A 19,898-nucleotide genomic window follows, 5' to 3' on the forward strand; every position below is an offset into this window, starting at 1 on the left:
ATGAGTCTACTTGGCGTTCTCCTATTACTCGTGAGCTACCCATCGTTAGCCATTATTATTTCACCTACAGTTTTAGAGCTGAATACAAGCAAGAGTAATAATGCTCAGTTGATTGTCACCAATAACTCCAATATCAAATTACCTATTGAAGTGACCGTTAAAAAGATTGTATTCAATGAAGATGGGAAATACTCGACTCATAATATCAATCACGAAGAAATTTTAGTTTTCCCACCAGCAGCAATGTTAATGCCGGGGAAAAAACAAACATTTCGAGTGCAATGGTTAAAGAGTAAGCCTATTAATCATTCAGAGAGTTATTTCATTCGATTTAGTGAAGCTAAGGTAAAAGACAATGAAGAAACTCAACGTAGCAATAACGTAACAACCAACGTTGACTTAAATATACATTATAACGCGCTAGTTCATGTGTTCGACCAAACATTAAGGCCCAATGTATACGCCCATATTGATGAACTCGGTGCCATTACACTTGAAAATAGAGGCTCTCGATACACATTTTCATCACTCGTTCGTTTTGGTGAGTTAAATTCTGAGGCAAATGATCTGCTGCAAAACGAAATTGGGCAGCAATTCTTACCTCCTCATTCATTAATAAAGTTACCGTCATCTTCAACCTTACCTGCCGGTCTATATCATGGAAAAGAACAATGAATTGAGTTTATTATTGAAGTTCTTCTTACTGACCCTACTCTCACTGTTTCTAACAAATAGTGTCTCCCATAGTCGAGAAGTCGTTCTGAACCCGACTGGCAGGGATATCGAATTGGTCTCTTTAGTTAAGATCAGTGATACTGTACTCGGTGAAGCTTCTATCACCATCACCGCAGACGATTCCATTGTATTACCCAAAGAAAGCACACTAGATCTATTATCTTCTTCAGTTTCACAGCAAGCCATCCAGAGGCTTCGTGAAGTAAACAACCTTGAAACGCTCACACAAGTTGACTTTGAAAAAGTCGGACTGGGCTTACAGTTCGATCTTTCAACCCTAGAGTGCATCATCGCCGTCCCAAATGAGCTAAGCCTCACACAGCAAATCTCGTTGTCCGATAATAACGATCATTACAATTACAACGAGCCAAGCTTTTACAGTGGTTATTTGAACATTTTCCTAAACGCAAATGAAACCCAATCATTTGATGAGCAAAGCTCAAGAACCAGCCTTTATAGTTCTCGACTAGATTCTGGCCTAAACATTGGTTTACTTAACATTGAGTATGAGTCCATCTTTGAAAATGGCTCTGAAAAAGAATCGACATACAATAGAGAAGGCACGCGGCTCAATGTCGACTTCCCTACCCAAGGAACAAGGCTAGTCGTCGGTGACATGTACAATCCCGGCACTAGTTTTCAAGATGGCACTGACGTTCTTGGGCTCGGCATTACGCGAGACTTTACGCTTATCCCCACCCGAAATGTTCGACCAAAAGCAAATCAGTCTTTTACGCTGCAAAGAACCTCAAGTGTTGACGTTGTGATTGACGGTATTGTTGTGCAACGATTAACGCTTGGTGCAGGCAGTTATAACTTGAGTGACATCCCCTTGGCTCAAGGAACGAACGATGTAGAACTCGTGATTACTGACTCATCCGGTCAACAAGAACGCATCCAGTTTTCGATTGCCACAGGTAACGACTTATTGGACAGCGGAGAGTTTGAATATAGCCTGATGTATGGTGCGCCTTCATTTTTCGACAATGGCGCCATAGATTATTTGTCAGATCAAAGACTCGCTCATGGTTACCTAGATTTTGGTGTGACACCCTGGTTAACACTCGGTGTTAACGCTCAGACAAGAGAAAAGCTGTATCAATATGGCTTTTCTGCTCTATTTGCGAATTCTCTTGGCATTACCGAACTTTCTGGCTCCCAAAGCCACCATCCCGAGTTTGGCAATGGACACGCCTATAAAGTGGCGTTTGATGCTGAGTTTTCTGACGCCAATTCATGGCAGCCTCAACTTAGCCTAGTTTACGAATATCAATCCGAGAATTTTTCTGGCGTCAGTGACCTAGACTCAACCCAATCACCATTAAATTTAACCACACATTATGCGTCAGCTTTTGCTGCTGTTTACATTTACGATAGTTTGAGAGCCGCAGTGACATTCAACTATCGCTCTGGCCTCGATAAAAACAATGATTATTGGTCAGTCAGCCCGAGCTTATCTGGTCCTTTTTTTGGCACACCTGCTACTTGGAGTGCTCGCGTAAACTATCAGAATAATGAGGTAGACTCAGATGAAGTCAACACAACACTAACTCTGAGTTGGCCGCTTAGTAAACAGTCTCGCGTCGTCGGCCGATACTCTACTGAAGTCGATCAAGCTTCGCTCGACTACACCTATCAAAACAACGTTGGCAATACTGGTGGGGTATCTGGTTTTGCATCTGTCGTTACCGACAGAGAGACGGATTCTAGCGTCGACCTCGGCATTAACTATGCCGCAAATCGATACCAATTCATTGCGGACCACTCTTCACGCCTTGAAGATCTAGACGAGGACAGACGAAATCACTCCACAAGAATCGAAATTGGTAGTGCCCTCGCCTTTGCAGGAACCTCTGTTACGATTGGCCGCCCTGTACGTGAAGCATTTGCGGTTGTAAGCAAGCATTCAAGCTTGGAAGATAACGCTATCGCGATAGACCCAACGAAAGATGGTGACTACGCCCGCGTCTACAGTACTAACCAACATAACGTATTAATCCCGGATCTGGTCGCCTACAACACACAGCTGATTAGTTACGACGTAGAGGATCTTCCTCCCGGCTATGATCTTGGAGAAGGTGCCTTTTGGCTCAATCCCGGAAACAAGCAAGGGTACACCCTTCAGATTGGTTCCGATGCCGTCTTAACCGTTATAGGCACTCTTTTAGATAGACAAAGTGGCAGCCCCATCCCTCTTGTGGCAGGAACAGCAAGCTACTTAGGAACGGGAAATCAGCTGCCAATTGAGTTTTTTACGAATAGAAATGGCTTATTTGCGATATCTGGCTTGAAACCTGGGCGCTATAAACTCGAACTTGATACCAAACAAAAGCAAACCGTCACCATTGATTTAAGTGAACAACAAGAAGTCCTGATAAGACTGGGAGAGCTCTATGTTGATTAGATCATCCTTTTACCTGATTTCCCTTATTACAGCCTTTCAATCCAATTCGGTGGTAGGTTGTCAAATAAACTCACTGAGCATTGAGCCTATTGCAACGCCTTATAGCTATGATGTCTTTGCCAATGGACCTTATGCGATGACCAACTCTTATAAAGCTGCCGCAGATATTGTAGGCGAAAATTGTCATGTTGAGATGTCACTGCAAATGGAAGACGTGACGACGACATTAACGGGCAGTAACCAGCAAACTCTCGCATTTACATGGGCTGGCGGCAACGGTACGTCCGTTGCAAACCAATGGCAATTTGTACTAACAGAGCAATCGCCCTCGGCCATCATACAAATGCGTTACCCAGCAAAGCAGTGGCTCCAGGCAGGCTCCTACAGCGGAACACTACAGCTTGCTTTAGCTTATTCTTCAATGTTGAACCAAACACCATTATCACCTGCAATTACGACGGTGAATGTCACGGTTAACCCGATTGCAAAAATACAATTTTATGGATTAACTCAGAGGCAATACGACTTAGATTTGGGCAACTTGTACTCAAACAAAGTGATCAGTAATGCGCCAAACTTATGGGTTCAAAGTAACAGCCCTTATCAAATTACCGTTACTTCTAGCCACCAAGGGAAGTTAAGGCATCAATCGAATGATGGACAGTGGGACATCGATTACCAACTTTCGTTTGATAGCCAAGTGATTGACTTAGACCTTTTGGAGGCTCAAGTGAACAAAAGTGAAATGACTTCTGGGCTACCGATTGCTCTTAACTTTGTCATTGGTGACACGTTCAACAGACCGGGAGGAAAGTATAGCGACACTCTAGATATATCTATTGAGCCACTTCTTTCACAACAACCATAGGCATTCCCAATGATGAGACAGTAAAGAGTGGCAAGGGCAATATCAGTGAACTAAGGTGATATTGTTAACATTAAGTGCTAAGACAAAATTACTATTTTGGGGCTAGTCATGCACGGTAGGGCAAACAACAGCGGCAGACCCAGTGTTCTTTTGGTTGGAGATCATTGTATACAGAATCAGTTTTTACGCCGCGAAATAGAGAAAAGTAATAAGTATAAGTTCACAAGGAAAAGCATTCATGATTTCAGCAACTTAACTATCCAAGGCAAATTCGATATTGTGTTGGTATCCTACGCGCAATTAGAAAAGTATGATTATCATGGCTTTATTTCTGCCTGCACAGCGGAGGCAGACCTGATCGTTTACGACGTACCTAATGGTATCGTTGAGCTTAAACTCGCTGCGAGTTTAAATCTCAAGGGGATGCTTTATGAAGATGCCCCTATTGAGCACTTAACGCGCTGCATACAAGCGGTCGAAAACCAAGAGCTCTGGCTACCGAGAAAAGTCATGGAAAAAATGCTCAGCGACATTCGCCCTTATGCAATGAACTCCCAGGATATCAGCTCAACACTAACCAAACGTGAGAAGCAGATACTTGATCGGCTCGTTCAAGGGCATTCTAACCTGCAAATCGCGGAAGAGTTGTTTGTTGCGGAAAGCACAGTAAAGACCCACGTTTATAAACTGTACAAAAAACTCAATGTCAGTAACCGAAAAGAAGCCGTTCAGAAAGCAAGCCAACCGTTTCATTACGAATTTAAGCCACACTAACGTATTAGGTGTACTTAACCGCACATACTGCCCCCCCCCCCCCTCTAAAGGCATCCTACCTCTATACAAGTTACTGAAATTGTGCACAATAGACCTGAATTATTTGTTAAAAAATAGTAAATTCAAATAATCTCGCTATCGGTGATTTGTTGATGCTTTATCTTGTTCTGCATCCAGCACCAAGAGAAGGAACCTTAGGTTCAAGGACCCCTTTGGGGCGTTTAAGGAAAGAAAATACAAAAGAGTAGTCACATGAGCGCATTTCAAAAACTCGTCGAACATTCAAATAAAGTCTTCAACTTCGGTCATTTAGCATCCATTGTTGGTTGGGATCAGGCAGCCGTTATGCCCGCAGGCGGTGCAGAAGCTCGATCTAATGCAGTGGCAGAATTAGAAGTCCACATCCACTCTTTAATGACTCAGCCACACCTTGGTGACCTATTTGCTCAAGCAGAAGAAGAGTCACTATCTGCTAAAGAGCAAGCCGTACTTCGCGAAATGAAACGTGATTGGCAGCAGGCTAACCTATTACCAGAGTCATTAGTTCAAGCCCAGTCCCTAGCGGGCTCAAAGTGTGAACACGCTTGGCGTACTCAGCGTGGTGACAATGACTGGGCGGGGTTCGAAAAGAACTGGGCAGAAGTGGTCAAACTTTCTCAAGAAGAAGCGCAAATCCGAGCGGAAGCCAATGGCACGACGCCTTACGATGCAATGCTAGATATTTATGAACCTGGCACAACTTCCGCTTCACTCGATGCTCTATTTGCAGACGTTAAAACGTGGCTACCGAATCTAATCGATGACGCTATCGAGAAACAAAAGTCGAACAATATTCTACTGCCTAACGGCCACTACCCTGCTGAAAAGCAAAAGGCATTGGGTCTAGAAGTCATGAAGCTTTTGCAGTTCGATTTTGAGCATGGCCGTCTCGATGAAAGTGTTCACCCTTTCTGTGGTGGTGTACCAACCGATGTACGAATTACTACTCGTTATGACGAGAGCGAATTTGTTCAGTCTCTAATGGGTATCGTGCACGAAACTGGTCACGCGCGTTACGAGCAAGGTTTACCTAAATCGCTAGCGGGCACTATGGCAGGTCAAGCACGCTCAATGGGAATCCATGAGTCTCAATCTCTGTTCTTTGAGATGCAAGTCGGTCGTAGCCAAGGATTTGTAGAACACCTAGCACGCCTGGCTTCGAACCACTTTGAAGGCCCTGAGTTTGCACAAGATAACCTATCAAAAATCTACACTCACGTAGAGAAAGGCTTTATCCGAGTTGACGCTGACGAGTTAACCTACCCAGCTCACGTCATCCTACGTTACGAGATTGAGCGCGACCTGATGAATGGCGTGATCAAACATACCGACGTGCCAGAGTTGTGGAATGAAAAGATGAAGTCTTATCTTGGTCTATCAACAGAAGGGAACTTCAAAAACGGTTGTATGCAAGACATCCACTGGACCGACGGTTCATTTGGCTATTTCCCAAGCTATACACTCGGCGCGATGTATGCGGCACAGTTTATGGCTGCTATGAAGAAAACTGTGGACGTGGATGGCGCGATTCGCTCCGGTGATCTGTCACCAATCTTCACATGGTTATCTGACAATATTTGGAGCCAAGGAAGCCTACTATCTACTGATGACTTGGTCACACAAGCGACTGGTGAAGTCTTAAACGCTAAGCACTTTAAAGATCATTTGATTGGTCGTTACTTGTAATTGTGACCAAAGAGCTGTCCGTTAGGCTGCAATGAATTAGATATAGCAGAAGAAGAGCGCGCGCAGTTAAGTCTCGCGTTGAAGATATTGGAGAAAACCATCAGATAAACAATGAAGAGTTCTTTGGCTCACACAAAAACTATACAAAATAAGCTGGTCCACTACACTTCCGCGTAGTGGGCCACTGTCTTATGCCAGGCTTCAAGCTGTAGTGCTTGCACTTTGCGAAACGTGGTCGAGGGAACAAAAGCTATAGAACTCCTGATAGAGGCTAACTCTACTAAAGAAGTCTTCCATACAGCAAAACTCTCTCTCCAAAGACACTCTCAAATAGCCTGGTATCTTTATTAGGTCCATCTCTTTACTTATGTTAATACGGTCACCTAACGAAGTGGGCACTCCATGACAACTCTCTAGCTCACCTTCAAGAAAACACTGCAATAACGAATCAGCTGAAGCAGGCTCATAGGCACTGTCTCCTCGACAAAAAAGGTCTGTTAAGGCGTAGGGACCATGTGCTTTTGACTCTTCCTTACCAGTCATGTGCATACTTTCCACAAGTATTTCCGAGAGTAACTCTGGCTGTCTAGTAATAATGAGATGGTAAATTGAATAGTGAATATGGTACTCGTTCAAGAAGCTAATTTCTTTCAGCCCAAACTCTTTAAATGGAGGATAGTCTCGGTAATCTTTATCTACACTCTTCCATTGCCAGTATTTGTCGATTTCCTCATTGAGAGCCTGCAAAACTCTAGACGATTTATTAGCGTATAGGATGCATAATTCGATTCCGTCCTTAGCCTCTTCAAAGTAATTCCGACCATCTTCACCCTTGCGAGTAAAAGTAACGTTTGTATAGCCAGCGAAAGAAGCAACGGAAGATTTATTAAGCCTCTGATATAGAGACACATCTTTAAAATCAGATTTGAGAAAGATTGTGCTTGTATCTAGATAAACACCGCCATACTTTTCCAAAAGCCTAAGCCGAATAATATCGCTATGGTTTCCATGCTTAATACTAGGATCACCAGTCTTCTCTATCAGTTGGTGAAAGTACGGTGGTAAGGGTATGTAGTTTTCAATGTAATCAGGTGAACGCTTGTCTAACGTAGTGACAATAACAACCCAATCACTACCACTTAATCTAGACTCTAAGTTTCTTATGTTCATCGCATGACCGATAGGCATAACGTCTTTGGGAGAATGCCAGTACAAGAACACGACTTTTTTGTTTGCCAACCTATTAATGTTATTAATTCGGTTTAATGCATAGTCGACATCTGTGTTTTCAAATTGATTCATATCTTTCGTTTGGCCAAAGTCGACTATGCCCTTACTATAAACAACTTCAAAATTTCTACTTATTGGCGGTTGCCAAATATTAAAATACTTTGTCTCTGGGTAGATCGCGACAACATTTTTATTTAACACTTTAGAAACATGGACAAGAGATGTGTCTACTGAGATCAATACCCCTGAATTACGAATGATCGGAATAACGCTCTCAAAACTGGTTATTCCTTTTACTAACTCAACATTAGATAAACTCAAGTCCTCAACCAACTGTGACGCTGACTGCATAGAACTAGGAGAGTGCATAACACCAAAGTGACTATCGCAGTGATGCAAAGCTAAATGCATTATAAGAGACTTAGTTTTATCAACAGAAAGGGACTTATCTTTCCGACTACCGTAAGCATTGATCAGATAATCATAGCTTTTGGCACAGCTACTATTCTCTTCACACAAAGAAGCTTCATCCAAGGTATTGCCCCCACCGGTAACCATACGAATAACCAACTGGTACATTCCGTAGATATCATTGTGTTTCGATTGTTCAATAAACTCCTTACTTGAAATTTTTAACGTACTATCCGTACTGAAAATAACTTTAGGGTTCAAGAGCAAAACAAACAGGATATCCTTAACGCCGAGCTTACCAAATAGGGGAACAACTGCATCACACCTCTTCACGTTGAATGCAATCTTAAATAGGTCAAGCCAGCCGAAATTCTTTTCAATCGCGTGAAAAGAATCTACTTGTATCACCGAGCAGTAAAGAGTTCGCAATGGTTCGTTGGCAATAACACTTACTCTTATGCCGCAGCGGGATGTTAGGAACTTGATGATCGGAGTGGACGCGATAGCATCGCCGTATTTACCATTCCAGTTAACGAAAACCACATGCCTGACATCGCTGCTTTTCTTCGAAAACCGCTTGATGAATACAAATAACCAGTCGAGAAGTCGTATCAGACACTCATTCAACATGTACAATTGAGTTACCTTTTTGACTTAAATACTCTTCTACGTACAGAACGGAGTCTCTGTATTTTGAATGACTATTATATCCATTATTCATCGCGTAAACATATAGCGTTTCTAGAACTTTACTTGGAATGTATGCGATTTTCTGAGTCAACGCATCATAATTACTAGGATCTAAAAGTATGTTGTAGGTTTTCATCACAGGAACTAGCTGCTCGTTACAAACACTCTCGATAAAGGTCTGACAAACCCCTCCCTTAAGACAACTCGTATTCAACATGTTCTCGATTTCTGGCATACGTTCAACAAGAACAGGATCGACGACAGCTGCATATATCGAATGGAATGACTTAGCACCTTGTTGCAGTGCAGAACTCACCACTTTGTCTGCTGTTGCGCCCGTAATCAGAACATCGTCCCCAAAGAACAAGTGAACATTCCTGTTCTTATAGAATTCTTTTCCGGGCAATATATGATCTCTTACCTTTGAGATCTCTTCCCTTTCCGCCTGAGATAATGCCGCATAGTTTTCAACAGGCGGATCTAGCCGAGGCAGTTTTACATTTACGATTGTCGGGTAATTGTTTCGCGCCAAAAACACGTTTATCTTTCTAAGGGCAATATCAAACATTACATTCGATGAAGATTCTATATTCCTAGATCCGGGAACCATCAACACCAACGTGTCAGAGTCTACATCGAGTCCTTGAAACAACTGAAATATTGAGCTTTGCGTATCATCAAACTGAGCTATAAAAGTCGAAACAACCATTTCAGACAAAGTAACAATGTCTTTCATGCTCCCGTGCTTTGCTCTGCTATAAGTCTTAGCAAAATCATTCGCATCCTCCTTGTGAAGCATGTGATGAAAGCCAGAGTTATCATGAGAAATGACGACCGAAGCAATAGTGTTGAACTGTTGGTTATAGTCTCTAACAGACATCTCATTGGAGCGCATTTCGACACATAATTTTTTTCTCAATTCTTTAAAGAACTCAAACGAAAACTCTGATCGGTCCTTTTTCATATTTAGTCTCATGAGCACTCCACTCTCAACAATTGATTTATTGGCAAAACAACAGGTTTCCTAGCTTCGTAATAGGTTATAGAATCCATTCCAGCTTTTACGCATAGTTCTAGATTTTCACGAACTCCAAAGCCAACATTTGATGGAGAGTGGGCATCTGAGCCGATAGTAAAACTCAGACCTTGCTCTACCATTGTGGTAACAAGGTCATAATTTGGATAAACAGCTTCACCCTTAGTCTTGCTCTTTGATTCAGGGTTGTAGTTCGATTTTGTAAGTGAAGAACAGTTAATTTCATAAGCAACATCATGAACTTTCATGTCTTGCAAAAGAAAAACAAAACGCTCATAGAACTCTCGGGCCTCTATGCCTCCGCGCATGATCGTATCGGGGTGAGCAATAGAATCAAAAAAACCACTTAGAATCATTTTGTGCAGATAACAAAAATAGTTGTCGAGAAATTCCTTGGTCGATAAGTTCTCAATGTCCCATACATTAATTTTCACGCCATCAACATACACATAGTGTATTGCTCCGATAACATAATCCACTTCTACAGATTGTATGAGATTGGCGATGTAATCTTCATGTGCAGGATGATAATCAACCTCCAAGCCGACAAGAACTTTAATATTTTTAGAGTACTTGGCTGCTATGAACCTAACTTCCTCGACATAACTCACTAATTCAGAGGCTAAAATTCGATTTTTGCTATCTACGAGGTACGGAGCGTGATCTGTTAAGCATAAAATTTTGATGTCTTTAGCGATAGCTGACTTTACAACATCCTCAATTTCACCTTTAGCATGCTTTGAATATTGGCTATGAGTGTGGAGATCTAGCATACCAAGTCCAACCTAATTTCTTCGTAGATTTCCTTCATCAACCAATAGGGGTTATTTACGGTTTCAATGGCTTTACTAATAACTTCTCTATCACCAAAAGAAAAGATAACGTCCCTAAACGGCTCCTCATACAGCTTTCGCATAACTTCATTTGAGAGCAACACTTCCGTTATGAATTCATAGGATATTTGGTCTTCATGGATGTTTCCCAGACATCTCATTTCAAGACCGTACAAGTACACATCACCGTTAGGCTTAATCGTCACATCTAAGCCATTCTCTTGTTTGTTGATACTACCCAGTGTGAACGGCTTACCCATTTTCTGTTCTATGCTGTCTATGTACTGCCACATACTCATGTATTGTGCATACATACCATGTGGCTTAACGAGATTCTTATAATCAATTCGGAATTCAGTGCCGTCTACCATGACTACATCCTCAAGAGCACCAGTTGCTCTAACTTGAGCGTTGAAGCCAATAGCTTTGGCTTGGTCAATTAGATATCGTCTTGTGAATTTTCTGTCAGGGTCAATCGAACGAAAGGACAGCGTCAGATTGTTGTATGTGCCTTCTTTGAAGTCATGGATACATTTACCGTGTGGAAGGTGCTTAAGCTTGGGTATGTGATGAGAATCAGAGCTAAGCCTAATGTTGCAGTCATCACCATTGGATTCAACTATTCGATCTATCTCTCTTAAAGCATTTTTTAGTTTTTCATATTCTAGGTAGCCGCTAGTGATGAACTCAAACTTTCTATTTCCTTTCGAGAGCGCAAGAATCTGATAAAAAACGTGGATATTGTTAAGCGGCTCCCCTTCTCCACTGACGGATATTCTTTTTACTTCCGGATCATTTATTAACCTAGACAGGTTAGTTACAGCTTTAGAAGATAGCTTTAAGTGACTCTTTGCGTGCTTTTCTGTGTACATGCAAAAGTCGCAGCCGATACCACAAAATTGTGTAATATCGATGTATAGCAGATGGTTTTTTAACTTCATATTAACTCAAATGTACTTATTTATAGTTTTTGTTCGCCCAAATTGCTTTCGCAATACTCACTAATCCGTTTTAGTCTCTCTACCGCTCTCGCAAAGCTCACCTGTTGAGCATGAGAACTATCTGTTAGGAAATCGATCTCTAGAATCCAAATAATTTTCAAACACTTAAATTATTGTAGTCAAGTGCATATTTTCGAGAATTCCGATCATCTACTTTCGAGACAAGCTATCGCAATCACCGAAATACTTATATTCTGAATGAGCTTTGTCACATCACAGAGAATAACCATGGAGTGGAAAGTATGCTCATATTAAAGTTGACACCAATATTGATCCATATTTTGCTATAGTTTAATAATATTTCCTGTGACATTATATATTTTGATGAACATCATATTGAGCGATGAAGCGAGCCAGACCTTAGTAAGAGGATTATTGTTTCTGAAGGCTTCCTTTATTAGTTGATAACTATCAACTAACCCTGAATCTCAGTCCCCCATTTAGCGAAAGGAAGCTCAGGAGATAATCGAGTCCAAAACAGTTTTTTTTCTCCTACATCAATAATACTTCCACCAGAAGGCATCCCAAAATCGTAATCGACGATACAGTGAACCACAAAAAACGGTCCTGTCTCATCACGGAAAAAAGTTACCATTGTAAACCACGGGTACTCTGGCAGATAAGCTAGTACCCTCTCGCCACTTTCAGGAAGTTTCATGGGGCGAGTATCCAGGGAAGCCTCATTCCATTCTAAACAATGACTTAGTGTTTCAATCATATACCTTAACTTCTCTCTCAGCAGAATATATCAATAAGTTAAATACGGCTCTTTATTCGAAAGCATCTAGTGCTCGAATCGTAATATGCCAGTCTTCCTCTAAATCGGGAGACTACGGATTGCAAGCCTTCTAGAACATCTCTGCGCTGACTGGCATATTCATACGAACGGTCTCTATAGGGGGCTAACTCACTCAATTTAAACTTTCTCCACTTTTCACCATCGAAAATGATTGCGTGACAGTAACCCGAATACCCTAGATTACTGTTTCCTCTTTCCCTAACTCTTCTTCCTCTTTTGTCATCGACAAAAAGCAGGCAGAGCGTACCTTTTGGGTGGTATAAATGTTTCTCGGAGGAAATAATTCCCGCAAGTTCAATATATTCCTCAGAGGCGGTTATCCCGATTGGTGGTAGATTTGAGTTACTAGAGCCAGAGTCCTGCTTTTCACCATATAGTTTCGTAAAGTGAGCTTTTACGAACTCAAGCCCTGGGTTAATTTTGTAACTCTTTACTCTTCCTCTTTCCATTTTCTTGGTCATAGACTCCTCAACTATCATTGTTCGTTTTTAAGCACAAAAGCTATTAATTCTCGCTCTTTTGTACTCCATCATTTTTCGTATGTAAGTTTATGTTGAATAGAAAATTCCGTCTAAGGTACAATTAAGATGTACTAAAAAGGGAACAAATATGCCACGAGTTAAAAAAGAAACGAAAATGCTCTATAAGGTCTTTGACTTACTGCTTTGGGGCCAAATCCGAGCCTTGGGTTGGGTGAAAAATGAAGAAGAAAGAGGACGTAGCTCTTGGTACCTTACATTGGAAAACAAGATTAATCAGAAACTAGACTGGTACGATGTTTCATGCGACGACAGAATATATGTTAAGCACTATGTCCTTTGCTTACTGCAAGTGAGGTCATTATGTTCCCATCCAAATTATGCCGGAGCGATAACACCTTTCGTGCCCGATGAGCATGAATCAACGAAAGAACTAACACAATCCCTAAAAAAAATAGGTAATGTTAACTTAACCTTAGGGCTTGCTCTTATTTCAGCATACCTAACCGATAAAAAAATTAACAAAGACACTGTTTTATCAATAGAGGCAGAATTACAGGCCGATGAAGAGCTGTCCATCAGTACCAAACCACCAGCATTTTTTATTGATCTGGCTTTTTCTGTTTGTGTGCAAGCGAACCCATTTTGCGCGCTTGATTTGTATTGCTACGCTCAGCTAGCTGGGCTTGTGGACTCGACAAAATTAAAAGAAAAAGAGACAGGTAAGGAGACATACAAGACTAAAGATATTGTTCAAAAAAGAGCCTGTAGAGAGGCTTTAATATGGCTTGGACTGCATCGCGAATTTTGCGCGATAGCGGAGCATGTCTGGTGCCAAACTCTAAACTACTGTGTAGAGAGAGAACCATCTGAATACGAAAATGGCCTAAAAGTCAAAATTGAGAACAATGGCGTTGAAGTTTACTCTGGCTCCCTTGCGTATATAACATCTTCTGAAGTTCTCACCATTGACCTAAAACTCTTGAAATCAAAGTCAGGAACTAGGGTTATGAAATCTTTACTTTCCGAGGACTTTAAAATACATGGATTCCCTTTACCAGAACGCGCTATAACAGATGAAAATATTTCTGTGCTACTTGAGTACATTACAGAAGCGTATGACCTTAGAGTATTGACCTATACGGGTGAAAAAGCGGGCACCCATTTCTCTTTGGGCAAAGTGCTTTCATCTCTGTGCTCAGTCCAGTTGGGGTTTCTAAAAAAGTTCAATGAGAGTGACGATGATAAAAAACCATTTTATTGTTTAAATAATTACGAGGATAAAGAATCGCCCTCTATAGTTCTTGACTGGTCAACATATCTGCTAGATCACTATGGTATTAAAGTTGCCTCAAAAACACTTTATAACTCCTATCTCGAACGAATGTCAGGTAAAGGTATTACTAGTTTCGAAGAGCTTTGGCAACAATGGGAAAAATTTGAAGGAGGGCTAACATATTACATCGCACCTTGTCTTTGGTACATGTATCAGTGCTTTGCAGCTCATCTAGACCTTGCACTTGATAGAGCCCCCACTATAACTACCAAGGTTAAAGTGTAGGTAAAGCCCGGAACAAACTCTTTCAGTTTGACAGTGGCATCAACCATTGCACGGAATGCCACTATGCGCCTGAGTATTGAGGAGAATTAACTATGCTGCTTTTAGAAATTCCCCACTGGCTGGTCGATAGGTTTCCGCTCTGATAAGGATATCATCTCGATGCAGGTTCCACTCTCTCCAGAAAGCAACCCTAGCACGCACACACAAACGTATTGCGCGGTGATTTCCCGTTAATCCTTTAGCCAGAAAAGGTAACTTGAAGTTTGGTCTTTCAAACTTTTTCCCGACCTTCAATAATGCTTCCAATTCGTCAATCCACTGCTCCATTTGGGAGTGGGGTGTATGATATAGGGAACGTAATTCACTGACACTATAATGCAGTTCCAATACATACGACATAATGCATCCGTCAATCTGATTGAGCTGTTCCTCCCAAAATTGGATCTGTTTTCGCATTTGCTCTTTGTTGTTTAAAGAAACTCTTCCGTTGCTATAAGTAAACTGTGCGCCTTGAAACATAGCACTTAAGGTTTGGTAGTTTACCCACATATTGACAGGTAGTGGGTATTTAGTCTTCGGTTGACCGTCGACGCTAGTAAGCGTTGGAAAATACGTACCACACTGGCAAGGAATACTCGGTACAGCTATAAAACTAAAGTCATTCGGATGACCATCAAATACTATCCAGCCTTCGAAGAATTCATTATCTGTTCTGAACGACTGGAATTTTTTGTTTGGTCGACGACCAGATACTCTTTTAAGCGTGAATATGGGAACGTCACTACATAGTGCTCTTACAATGTCGATAGCGTTACAGATACTACTTTTACCGTACGTTGACGATTGAGCTATTTCCATTATGTGGTTAATAAGGTCTTTATGAAAAATTGTGGTTTCGTGAATACCGTTCATCTAAATTTTCTCCTTTTATTCCATTAAATGGCTTTAGGAGTAAGTATATGGAGAAAAAAATAATCTTAAAAAGGGATAATTTATATGTACCAAAAAGGGAATTTCAAAAAAATCAAGTTGCTCTGAAGTCTTAAACGCTAAGCACTTTAAAGATCATTTGATTGGTCGTTACTTGTAACAGTCAAATCGAAAGAAAGCCGAGCATATTGCTCGGCTTTTTGTTTTTAATGGTTACTTAACCAGTATCGCATCATTTGTCTTCTCATCCATTTCATTAGGCGATTGCACGCCGTTATTACGATGAGTCCAAAGGTAGATGGATGGAATAACCGTAAGGGTCACTATCATCGAGATAACACAGCCCCATCCTACTACTAACGCCATTGGAGACATGTAATTGTCATAACCACCAAACCCATACGCCAAAGGAATTAGACCAGCAACCGTCGTGATGGTCGTTAATGTTATTGGTCGAACGCGACTTTGAGTCCCTTGAATGACAAACTCTAATAAGTTGCTTTTATTACAATCCGATTCGTGTTCTTTAAAGTGCCAGATCAACACTAAGCTGTTATTCACCATGATACCAATCAAGGCGATCATCCCGATAATCGAGAAGAAACTTAAAACTTGATTGTGTAAGAACAGAATGAACAACGCGCCTGCAATACCAAAAGGAATCACCATTAAGACAATTAACGTCTCTCTCATCCTATCGAACAACAAGATGAGAAGCAGAGCGATGCCAATAAACGCCACGCTGATTGCAATGATAAAGCCTTGTTGTGCTTCCTGGGTTTCAAGGATTTGACCAGTAGCGATGATCGATGCACCGCCGTACTCTTTATTGGCAAACTCTTGTTGCACCAAAGCAAACACCGCCACAGGGTCTGTTACCGTAGCATCTACCCCAGAAGAAACGCGGATAACTCGTTCACCATTAAAGTGCTTGATCTGCGCTTCTGAGTCTGCATTTTTCCATCGAACCAACTCGCTCAAAGGCACGAGCTTGTTATCACTTGCACGAACTAACAGGTTATTGAGCTCCTCAAGTGACTTGTCATCCTCTTCTAACGCAACTCGGAAGTACACTTCTTCCTCACCGTTAAAGATGCGAGTCACTCGCTGACCATCAATCGCGAACTTGATAATGTCACCTACTTGGTTCGCGCTAATACCATAATATTTTAACCAATGGTGCTGTAGTTCTGCTTGGATCTGCGGTGCAGGTGCGTTCAAATCGCGACGCACACGACTGGTTCCGTCGAGAGCATCAATATATGCCGTTAAGTCATTGGCTAAGTTCTCACGACCTTCGTCCGTTCCGCCAACAACACGTAAATCAACTGGGCGTCCAACTGGTGGCCCACCACCATCAATGTCAAATTCGATCTGTGCGAGCCCGGTAATTTGTGTGGCTTTCTCTTCCCACTCCTCAACGATTTGTTCTGCCGTTCGGGTTCGACTATTAGGTGGTGTTAGTGAGATAACCCAATAGCTATTTGGTGAACTCACCTCTCCGTACCAGTAATTTACCTCTTCCGTGTTTTTAATCAGTGACTCTAATTTCTGAGTTTCTTGCCAAACGTCATCCAAATCCAGTTCTGGATTGGACTCAGCACTTATCTCGATCAGATACGCGCCATCCGTAGGGAAGAACAAAAAACTCAAGCTCTTATAAGAAATTGCACCTAAACTCAGGATCACAACAGTGATACATGGTAACGCCAACTTACTATTGCGAATAACAAACTCAATCAATCTATTAAGGATCGTTAGATCTAAGAAGGCTTTCTTTTTGAGTTGGTTGCGCTTGGTTAAAATACCTTTTAGGTGAGCAGGAATAAAGAACAGTGCGTCAACGAACGAGAAACACAGCGCCACAATCACGGTAAGCGGAATAACATAAACGAGCTTACCACTGTTACCAGGTAAAAAGAGCAACGGCACAAACGCGATCATGGTTGAAAGAATACTTGCTAATACAGCAGGAAATACGCTCTTCACCCCCTGAGTTACAGCGGTTTCAACAGGGTGTCCCTCTTCGACTAACGCGACGATTTTATCACTGACAACGACAGCATCATCCACAATGATGCCGACGATTAAAATCAATGCAGACATGGTAAACACATCGAGGATTTGGCCAAAAGGTGGAAGTAAAGCCAAGGTGCCAAAAATACAAACTGGAATGGAAACCGCAACCCAAAACGCGATTCTTCGGTCTAGGAACAGCGCCAGAGTAATCAGCACTAAACCAAGTCCTACCAAACCGTTGTCTTTCACAATCCGCGCTTTTTCTTGAATATCTCCAGATAAATCAGAACCGATTGCGATTGTGTACCTATCCCCTAGCAAGCTTTGCTGGCTATCAATCAACGCTTTAACCGCATTGGAAGTACTAATGACATCGGCTGCTTCATTGGTCCTGAGATCAAATAGGATACTCTTATTACCATTTATCGACCCGTAAACATCACCTTTTTCAAAACCATCCTCAATGACACCTGAGACATCTTTTAGCTGGATATTGGGACTGAATGAAATGAACATGTTTCTCAGCTCATCAAGACTGTCCAACTCTGCCGATGTCATTAATTCTGGGTTGTTCTTGAGCGTCTCTAGACGTCCTCCACTGATCAAAGTGTTACGCTCGGCAATCAGTGCTGCAACTTGGTCGAGTGTCAGACCGTACCGGCGCAATGAAATTGGTTCGAGCTGAATTAAGAACTCAGGAGCGCGTAAATCAACGGTATAAACCTCACCAATCCCCTCAACGCGGCGCAACGCGAGCTCAAGATCTTTGGCTTTCTGTCGCAGTGCTTTGTAGCCAACGTCACCTGAGATACCCACTACCATGAAATCTAGACTGTACGATTTTTTGATCGAAAGTGTTGGCGCTTCAGTCACTCCTGCGGGCAAGTCAGATACTCTTGCCAAAGCATCTCGAATGTCTTGGTACACCGCATTTGGGTCTGAAACGTTACTGTCTAGCACCACACTGATGTTGGAAATGCCAGTTTCAGAAGTAGACGTAAACTCTTTTAAGCCAGAAATGGAAAGCAACTCTTTTTCAATCTTACTGGTAATATTGCTTTCGATGTCTTTCGCACTTGCTCCGGGATAAACGGTAACAATATTCCCTTTACCTAGATCGAATCGCGGCTTTTCCGCCAGCGGTAGGTTGTACGCAGTTAACGCCCCTACACTGATGATCAAAATCGTCAGTATTTTAGAGGCAAACTTACGATGAGAGAGTAGTTCTAAGAAGAAGTTCACATCGCCTCCTCATCATTGAAATAGACATAAGACTCCATGCCAGGGTTCAGCAAACCTTCAGTGTTTTGGACGGTGACTTCAACAAGGAAGCCTGGTTCACTGTTTTTAAATGCAGGCGAAAGTAAGGTAATCGTTCCATCTAGCGTCTTATTCACCGAAGGGACTTCAACTTTCACCGCTTCACCTTTGGTGAACTTGTTAAAATCAATTTCCAAAAGGTGGAAACTGACCTTTAACTTATCCATATCTGCGATAGTAAATAGAGGATCGCCTACCGAGATAAACTGCCCCATCTCTACAGAACGATCAATAATGACGCCATCAAATGGAGCATCTGGCGTTGCTTTATCTAGCGTCCTTGCGGCAATTTTGTATTGGGTGTTGCTGACATTAAATTGAGCTCGGCCAATGTTGGTCACACGAATTTGATTATCGACATCACTCGCGGACACGCCTTTGCTCTTTAATAGAGACTGATAGCGCTTCAATTGCTTTTCTTGAATATCGAGCTCAGCGCGACTTACTTCAAGCTCGTTTCTCGCAAGCTCTAAGCTCAACGAATAGTCTTGCGACGACAAAGACAGTAACTCTTGGCCTTGAGTCACCAAATCGCCATTGTCATAAACATAAGAGTCGACGACTCCTGCAACCTCACTTTTAACAACGACACTTTTTTCAGGGATTAACTGACCGACAACGTAATCACTCGAGGCATGAGCAATACTTGATAGGAAAAACAACGGTATTAGTGCAGATCTTTTATTCATTTAGTTATCTCAAATCCAATTAGCCAAGATCAACCCGTGACAGTTAAGTTCTTGACAAACTCGTGCGATTACATAACAACACTTAACTGTTTTTGTATGCAGAATAGATTGGGTCGACTACTTCGAAGATCTAAGTTAACACCCACTATGTGGAAAAAAAGTGGCAAGCCCAATACCCTATCGCCATCGCTAAAAGCCTAATTTCCAACCGCTGCGCTATTGATGGTTTTATAGAATTTGGCTCGTCTAGATATGTCTCGGACAAAATTTCGCCATAAATTTGTGGAGAATGTTCTTGTCGTCAGTGGTTAGAACTTAATGAAGAAAACACTCGTTAATGAGGTCATTTGCTATAAAAATGTAAAAAGGATAAAACAAATATGAAATGAAAAAA

Annotated in this window: 15 protein-coding genes; 6 read left to right on the forward strand and 9 right to left on the reverse strand. The window is 41.7% G+C overall.

The genetic code is table 11. The features are described 5' to 3' along the window. The 5 genes from BSZ04_RS16685 (at position 1) to BSZ04_RS16705 (ending at position 6,506) form a co-directional block, all read left to right on the forward strand. Entirely contained in the window at positions 1-675 is a 675-nt protein-coding gene (locus tag BSZ04_RS16685; protein WP_231896326.1) for a fimbria/pilus periplasmic chaperone, read from the forward strand. Further along, positions 659-3,139 carry a fimbria/pilus outer membrane usher protein gene (locus BSZ04_RS16690; RefSeq protein ID WP_088880892.1) on the forward strand — a complete coding sequence of 827 codons (2,481 nt, stop codon included), beginning with the start codon at positions 659-661 and terminating at the stop codon, positions 3,137-3,139. Before BSZ04_RS16685 ends, BSZ04_RS16690 begins: the two co-directional genes overlap by 17 nt. Then, entirely contained in the window at positions 3,129-4,007 is an 879-nt protein-coding gene (locus BSZ04_RS16695; protein WP_088880893.1) for a hypothetical protein, read from the forward strand. Before BSZ04_RS16690 ends, BSZ04_RS16695 begins: the two co-directional genes overlap by 11 nt. A 279-nt stretch (positions 4,008-4,286) precedes the next feature. Then, on the forward strand, positions 4,287-4,781 hold the full coding sequence (locus BSZ04_RS16700) for a LuxR C-terminal-related transcriptional regulator (RefSeq protein WP_231896327.1): 495 nt from the start codon (positions 4,287-4,289) through the stop codon (positions 4,779-4,781). Positions 4,782-5,033: 252 nt separating this feature from the next. Then, positions 5,034-6,506, forward strand: a complete 1,473-nt coding sequence (locus tag BSZ04_RS16705) for a carboxypeptidase M32 (RefSeq protein WP_010447811.1) — start codon at positions 5,034-5,036, stop codon at positions 6,504-6,506. Between the two features lie 201 nt (positions 6,507-6,707). On the opposite strand, the gene BSZ04_RS16710 is transcribed toward BSZ04_RS16705, so the two are convergent. The 6 genes from BSZ04_RS16710 to BSZ04_RS16735 form a co-directional block, all read right to left on the reverse strand. Continuing rightward, positions 6,708-8,777, reverse strand: coding sequence for a capsular polysaccharide synthesis protein (locus BSZ04_RS16710; protein WP_088880895.1), 2,070 nt, complete (start codon positions 8,775-8,777; stop codon positions 6,708-6,710). Then, on the reverse strand, positions 8,767-9,813 hold the full coding sequence (locus BSZ04_RS16715; protein WP_088880896.1) for a phosphoribosyltransferase family protein: 1,047 nt from the start codon (positions 9,811-9,813) through the stop codon (positions 8,767-8,769). Before BSZ04_RS16715 ends, BSZ04_RS16710 begins: the two co-directional genes overlap by 11 nt. After that, the gene (locus BSZ04_RS16720; RefSeq protein WP_088880897.1) at positions 9,810-10,646 is read right to left on the reverse strand and encodes a histidinol-phosphatase; all 837 of its coding nucleotides are present in this window, start codon (positions 10,644-10,646) and stop codon (positions 9,810-9,812) included. The genes BSZ04_RS16715 and BSZ04_RS16720 overlap by 4 nt, the downstream gene beginning before the upstream one ends. Next, positions 10,640-11,647, reverse strand: coding sequence for a radical SAM family protein (locus BSZ04_RS16725; RefSeq protein WP_088880898.1), 1,008 nt, complete (start codon positions 11,645-11,647; stop codon positions 10,640-10,642). Before BSZ04_RS16725 ends, BSZ04_RS16720 begins: the two co-directional genes overlap by 7 nt. A 475-nt stretch (positions 11,648-12,122) precedes the next feature. After that, on the reverse strand, positions 12,123-12,425 hold the full coding sequence (locus BSZ04_RS16730; RefSeq protein WP_088880899.1) for a hypothetical protein: 303 nt from the start codon (positions 12,423-12,425) through the stop codon (positions 12,123-12,125). A 38-nt stretch (positions 12,426-12,463) separates the two neighbouring features. Continuing rightward, the gene (locus tag BSZ04_RS16735) at positions 12,464-12,967 is read right to left on the reverse strand and encodes a hypothetical protein (protein WP_088880900.1); all 504 of its coding nucleotides are present in this window, start codon (positions 12,965-12,967) and stop codon (positions 12,464-12,466) included. Between the two features lie 148 nt (positions 12,968-13,115). Here BSZ04_RS16735 and BSZ04_RS16740 point away from each other — a divergent pair, with 148 nt between their 5' ends. Then, complete coding sequence (locus BSZ04_RS16740) at positions 13,116-14,546, forward strand: hypothetical protein (protein ID WP_088880901.1); 1,431 nt, start codon at positions 13,116-13,118, stop codon at positions 14,544-14,546. Positions 14,547-14,636: 90 nt separating this feature from the next. Here the strand turns inward: BSZ04_RS16740 and BSZ04_RS16745 are convergent, their stop codons facing one another. The 3 genes from BSZ04_RS16745 to BSZ04_RS16755 all read right to left on the reverse strand — a co-directional run bounded on the left by BSZ04_RS16745 (position 14,637) and on the right by BSZ04_RS16755 (position 19,504). After that, positions 14,637-15,458, reverse strand: a complete 822-nt coding sequence (locus BSZ04_RS16745) for a hypothetical protein (RefSeq protein ID WP_088880902.1) — start codon at positions 15,456-15,458, stop codon at positions 14,637-14,639. Between the two features lie 231 nt (positions 15,459-15,689). Continuing rightward, positions 15,690-18,737, reverse strand: a complete 3,048-nt coding sequence (locus tag BSZ04_RS16750) for an efflux RND transporter permease subunit (protein WP_088880903.1) — start codon at positions 18,735-18,737, stop codon at positions 15,690-15,692. Beyond that, positions 18,734-19,504 carry an efflux RND transporter periplasmic adaptor subunit gene (locus BSZ04_RS16755; protein WP_038887147.1) on the reverse strand — a complete coding sequence of 257 codons (771 nt, stop codon included), beginning with the start codon at positions 19,502-19,504 and terminating at the stop codon, positions 18,734-18,736. The genes BSZ04_RS16750 and BSZ04_RS16755 overlap by 4 nt, the downstream gene beginning before the upstream one ends. Positions 19,505-19,898: the final 394 nt, after the last annotated feature.

Origin of the sequence: Vibrio rotiferianus (genome assembly GCF_002214395.1) — a bacterium.
GTDB classification, from domain to species: Bacteria; Pseudomonadota; Gammaproteobacteria; order Enterobacterales; family Vibrionaceae; genus Vibrio; species Vibrio rotiferianus.

Bases quoted from the DNA above. Each gene is read 5' to 3' on its own strand.
- BSZ04_RS16685 (WP_231896326.1), top strand. From the start codon at position 1: ATGAGTCTACTTGGCGTTCTCCTATTACTCGTGAGCTACCCATCGTTA.
- BSZ04_RS16690 (WP_088880892.1), top strand. From the start codon at position 659: ATGGAAAAGAACAATGAATTGAGTTTATTATTGAAGTTCTTCTTACTG.
- BSZ04_RS16695 (WP_088880893.1), top strand. From the start codon at position 3,129: ATGTTGATTAGATCATCCTTTTACCTGATTTCCCTTATTACAGCCTTT.
- BSZ04_RS16705 (WP_010447811.1), top strand. From the start codon at position 5,034: ATGAGCGCATTTCAAAAACTCGTCGAACATTCAAATAAAGTCTTCAAC.
- BSZ04_RS16710 (WP_088880895.1), bottom strand. From the start codon at position 8,777: ATGTTGAATGAGTGTCTGATACGACTTCTCGACTGGTTATTTGTATTC.
- BSZ04_RS16715 (WP_088880896.1), bottom strand. From the start codon at position 9,813: ATGAGACTAAATATGAAAAAGGACCGATCAGAGTTTTCGTTTGAGTTC.
- BSZ04_RS16720 (WP_088880897.1), bottom strand. From the start codon at position 10,646: ATGCTAGATCTCCACACTCATAGCCAATATTCAAAGCATGCTAAAGGT.
- BSZ04_RS16725 (WP_088880898.1), bottom strand. From the start codon at position 11,647: ATGAAGTTAAAAAACCATCTGCTATACATCGATATTACACAATTTTGT.
- BSZ04_RS16730 (WP_088880899.1), bottom strand. From the start codon at position 12,425: ATGATTGAAACACTAAGTCATTGTTTAGAATGGAATGAGGCTTCCCTG.
- BSZ04_RS16735 (WP_088880900.1), bottom strand. From the start codon at position 12,967: ATGACCAAGAAAATGGAAAGAGGAAGAGTAAAGAGTTACAAAATTAAC.
- BSZ04_RS16740 (WP_088880901.1), top strand. From the start codon at position 13,116: ATGCCACGAGTTAAAAAAGAAACGAAAATGCTCTATAAGGTCTTTGAC.
- BSZ04_RS16745 (WP_088880902.1), bottom strand. From the start codon at position 15,458: ATGAACGGTATTCACGAAACCACAATTTTTCATAAAGACCTTATTAAC.
- BSZ04_RS16755 (WP_038887147.1), bottom strand. From the start codon at position 19,504: ATGAATAAAAGATCTGCACTAATACCGTTGTTTTTCCTATCAAGTATT.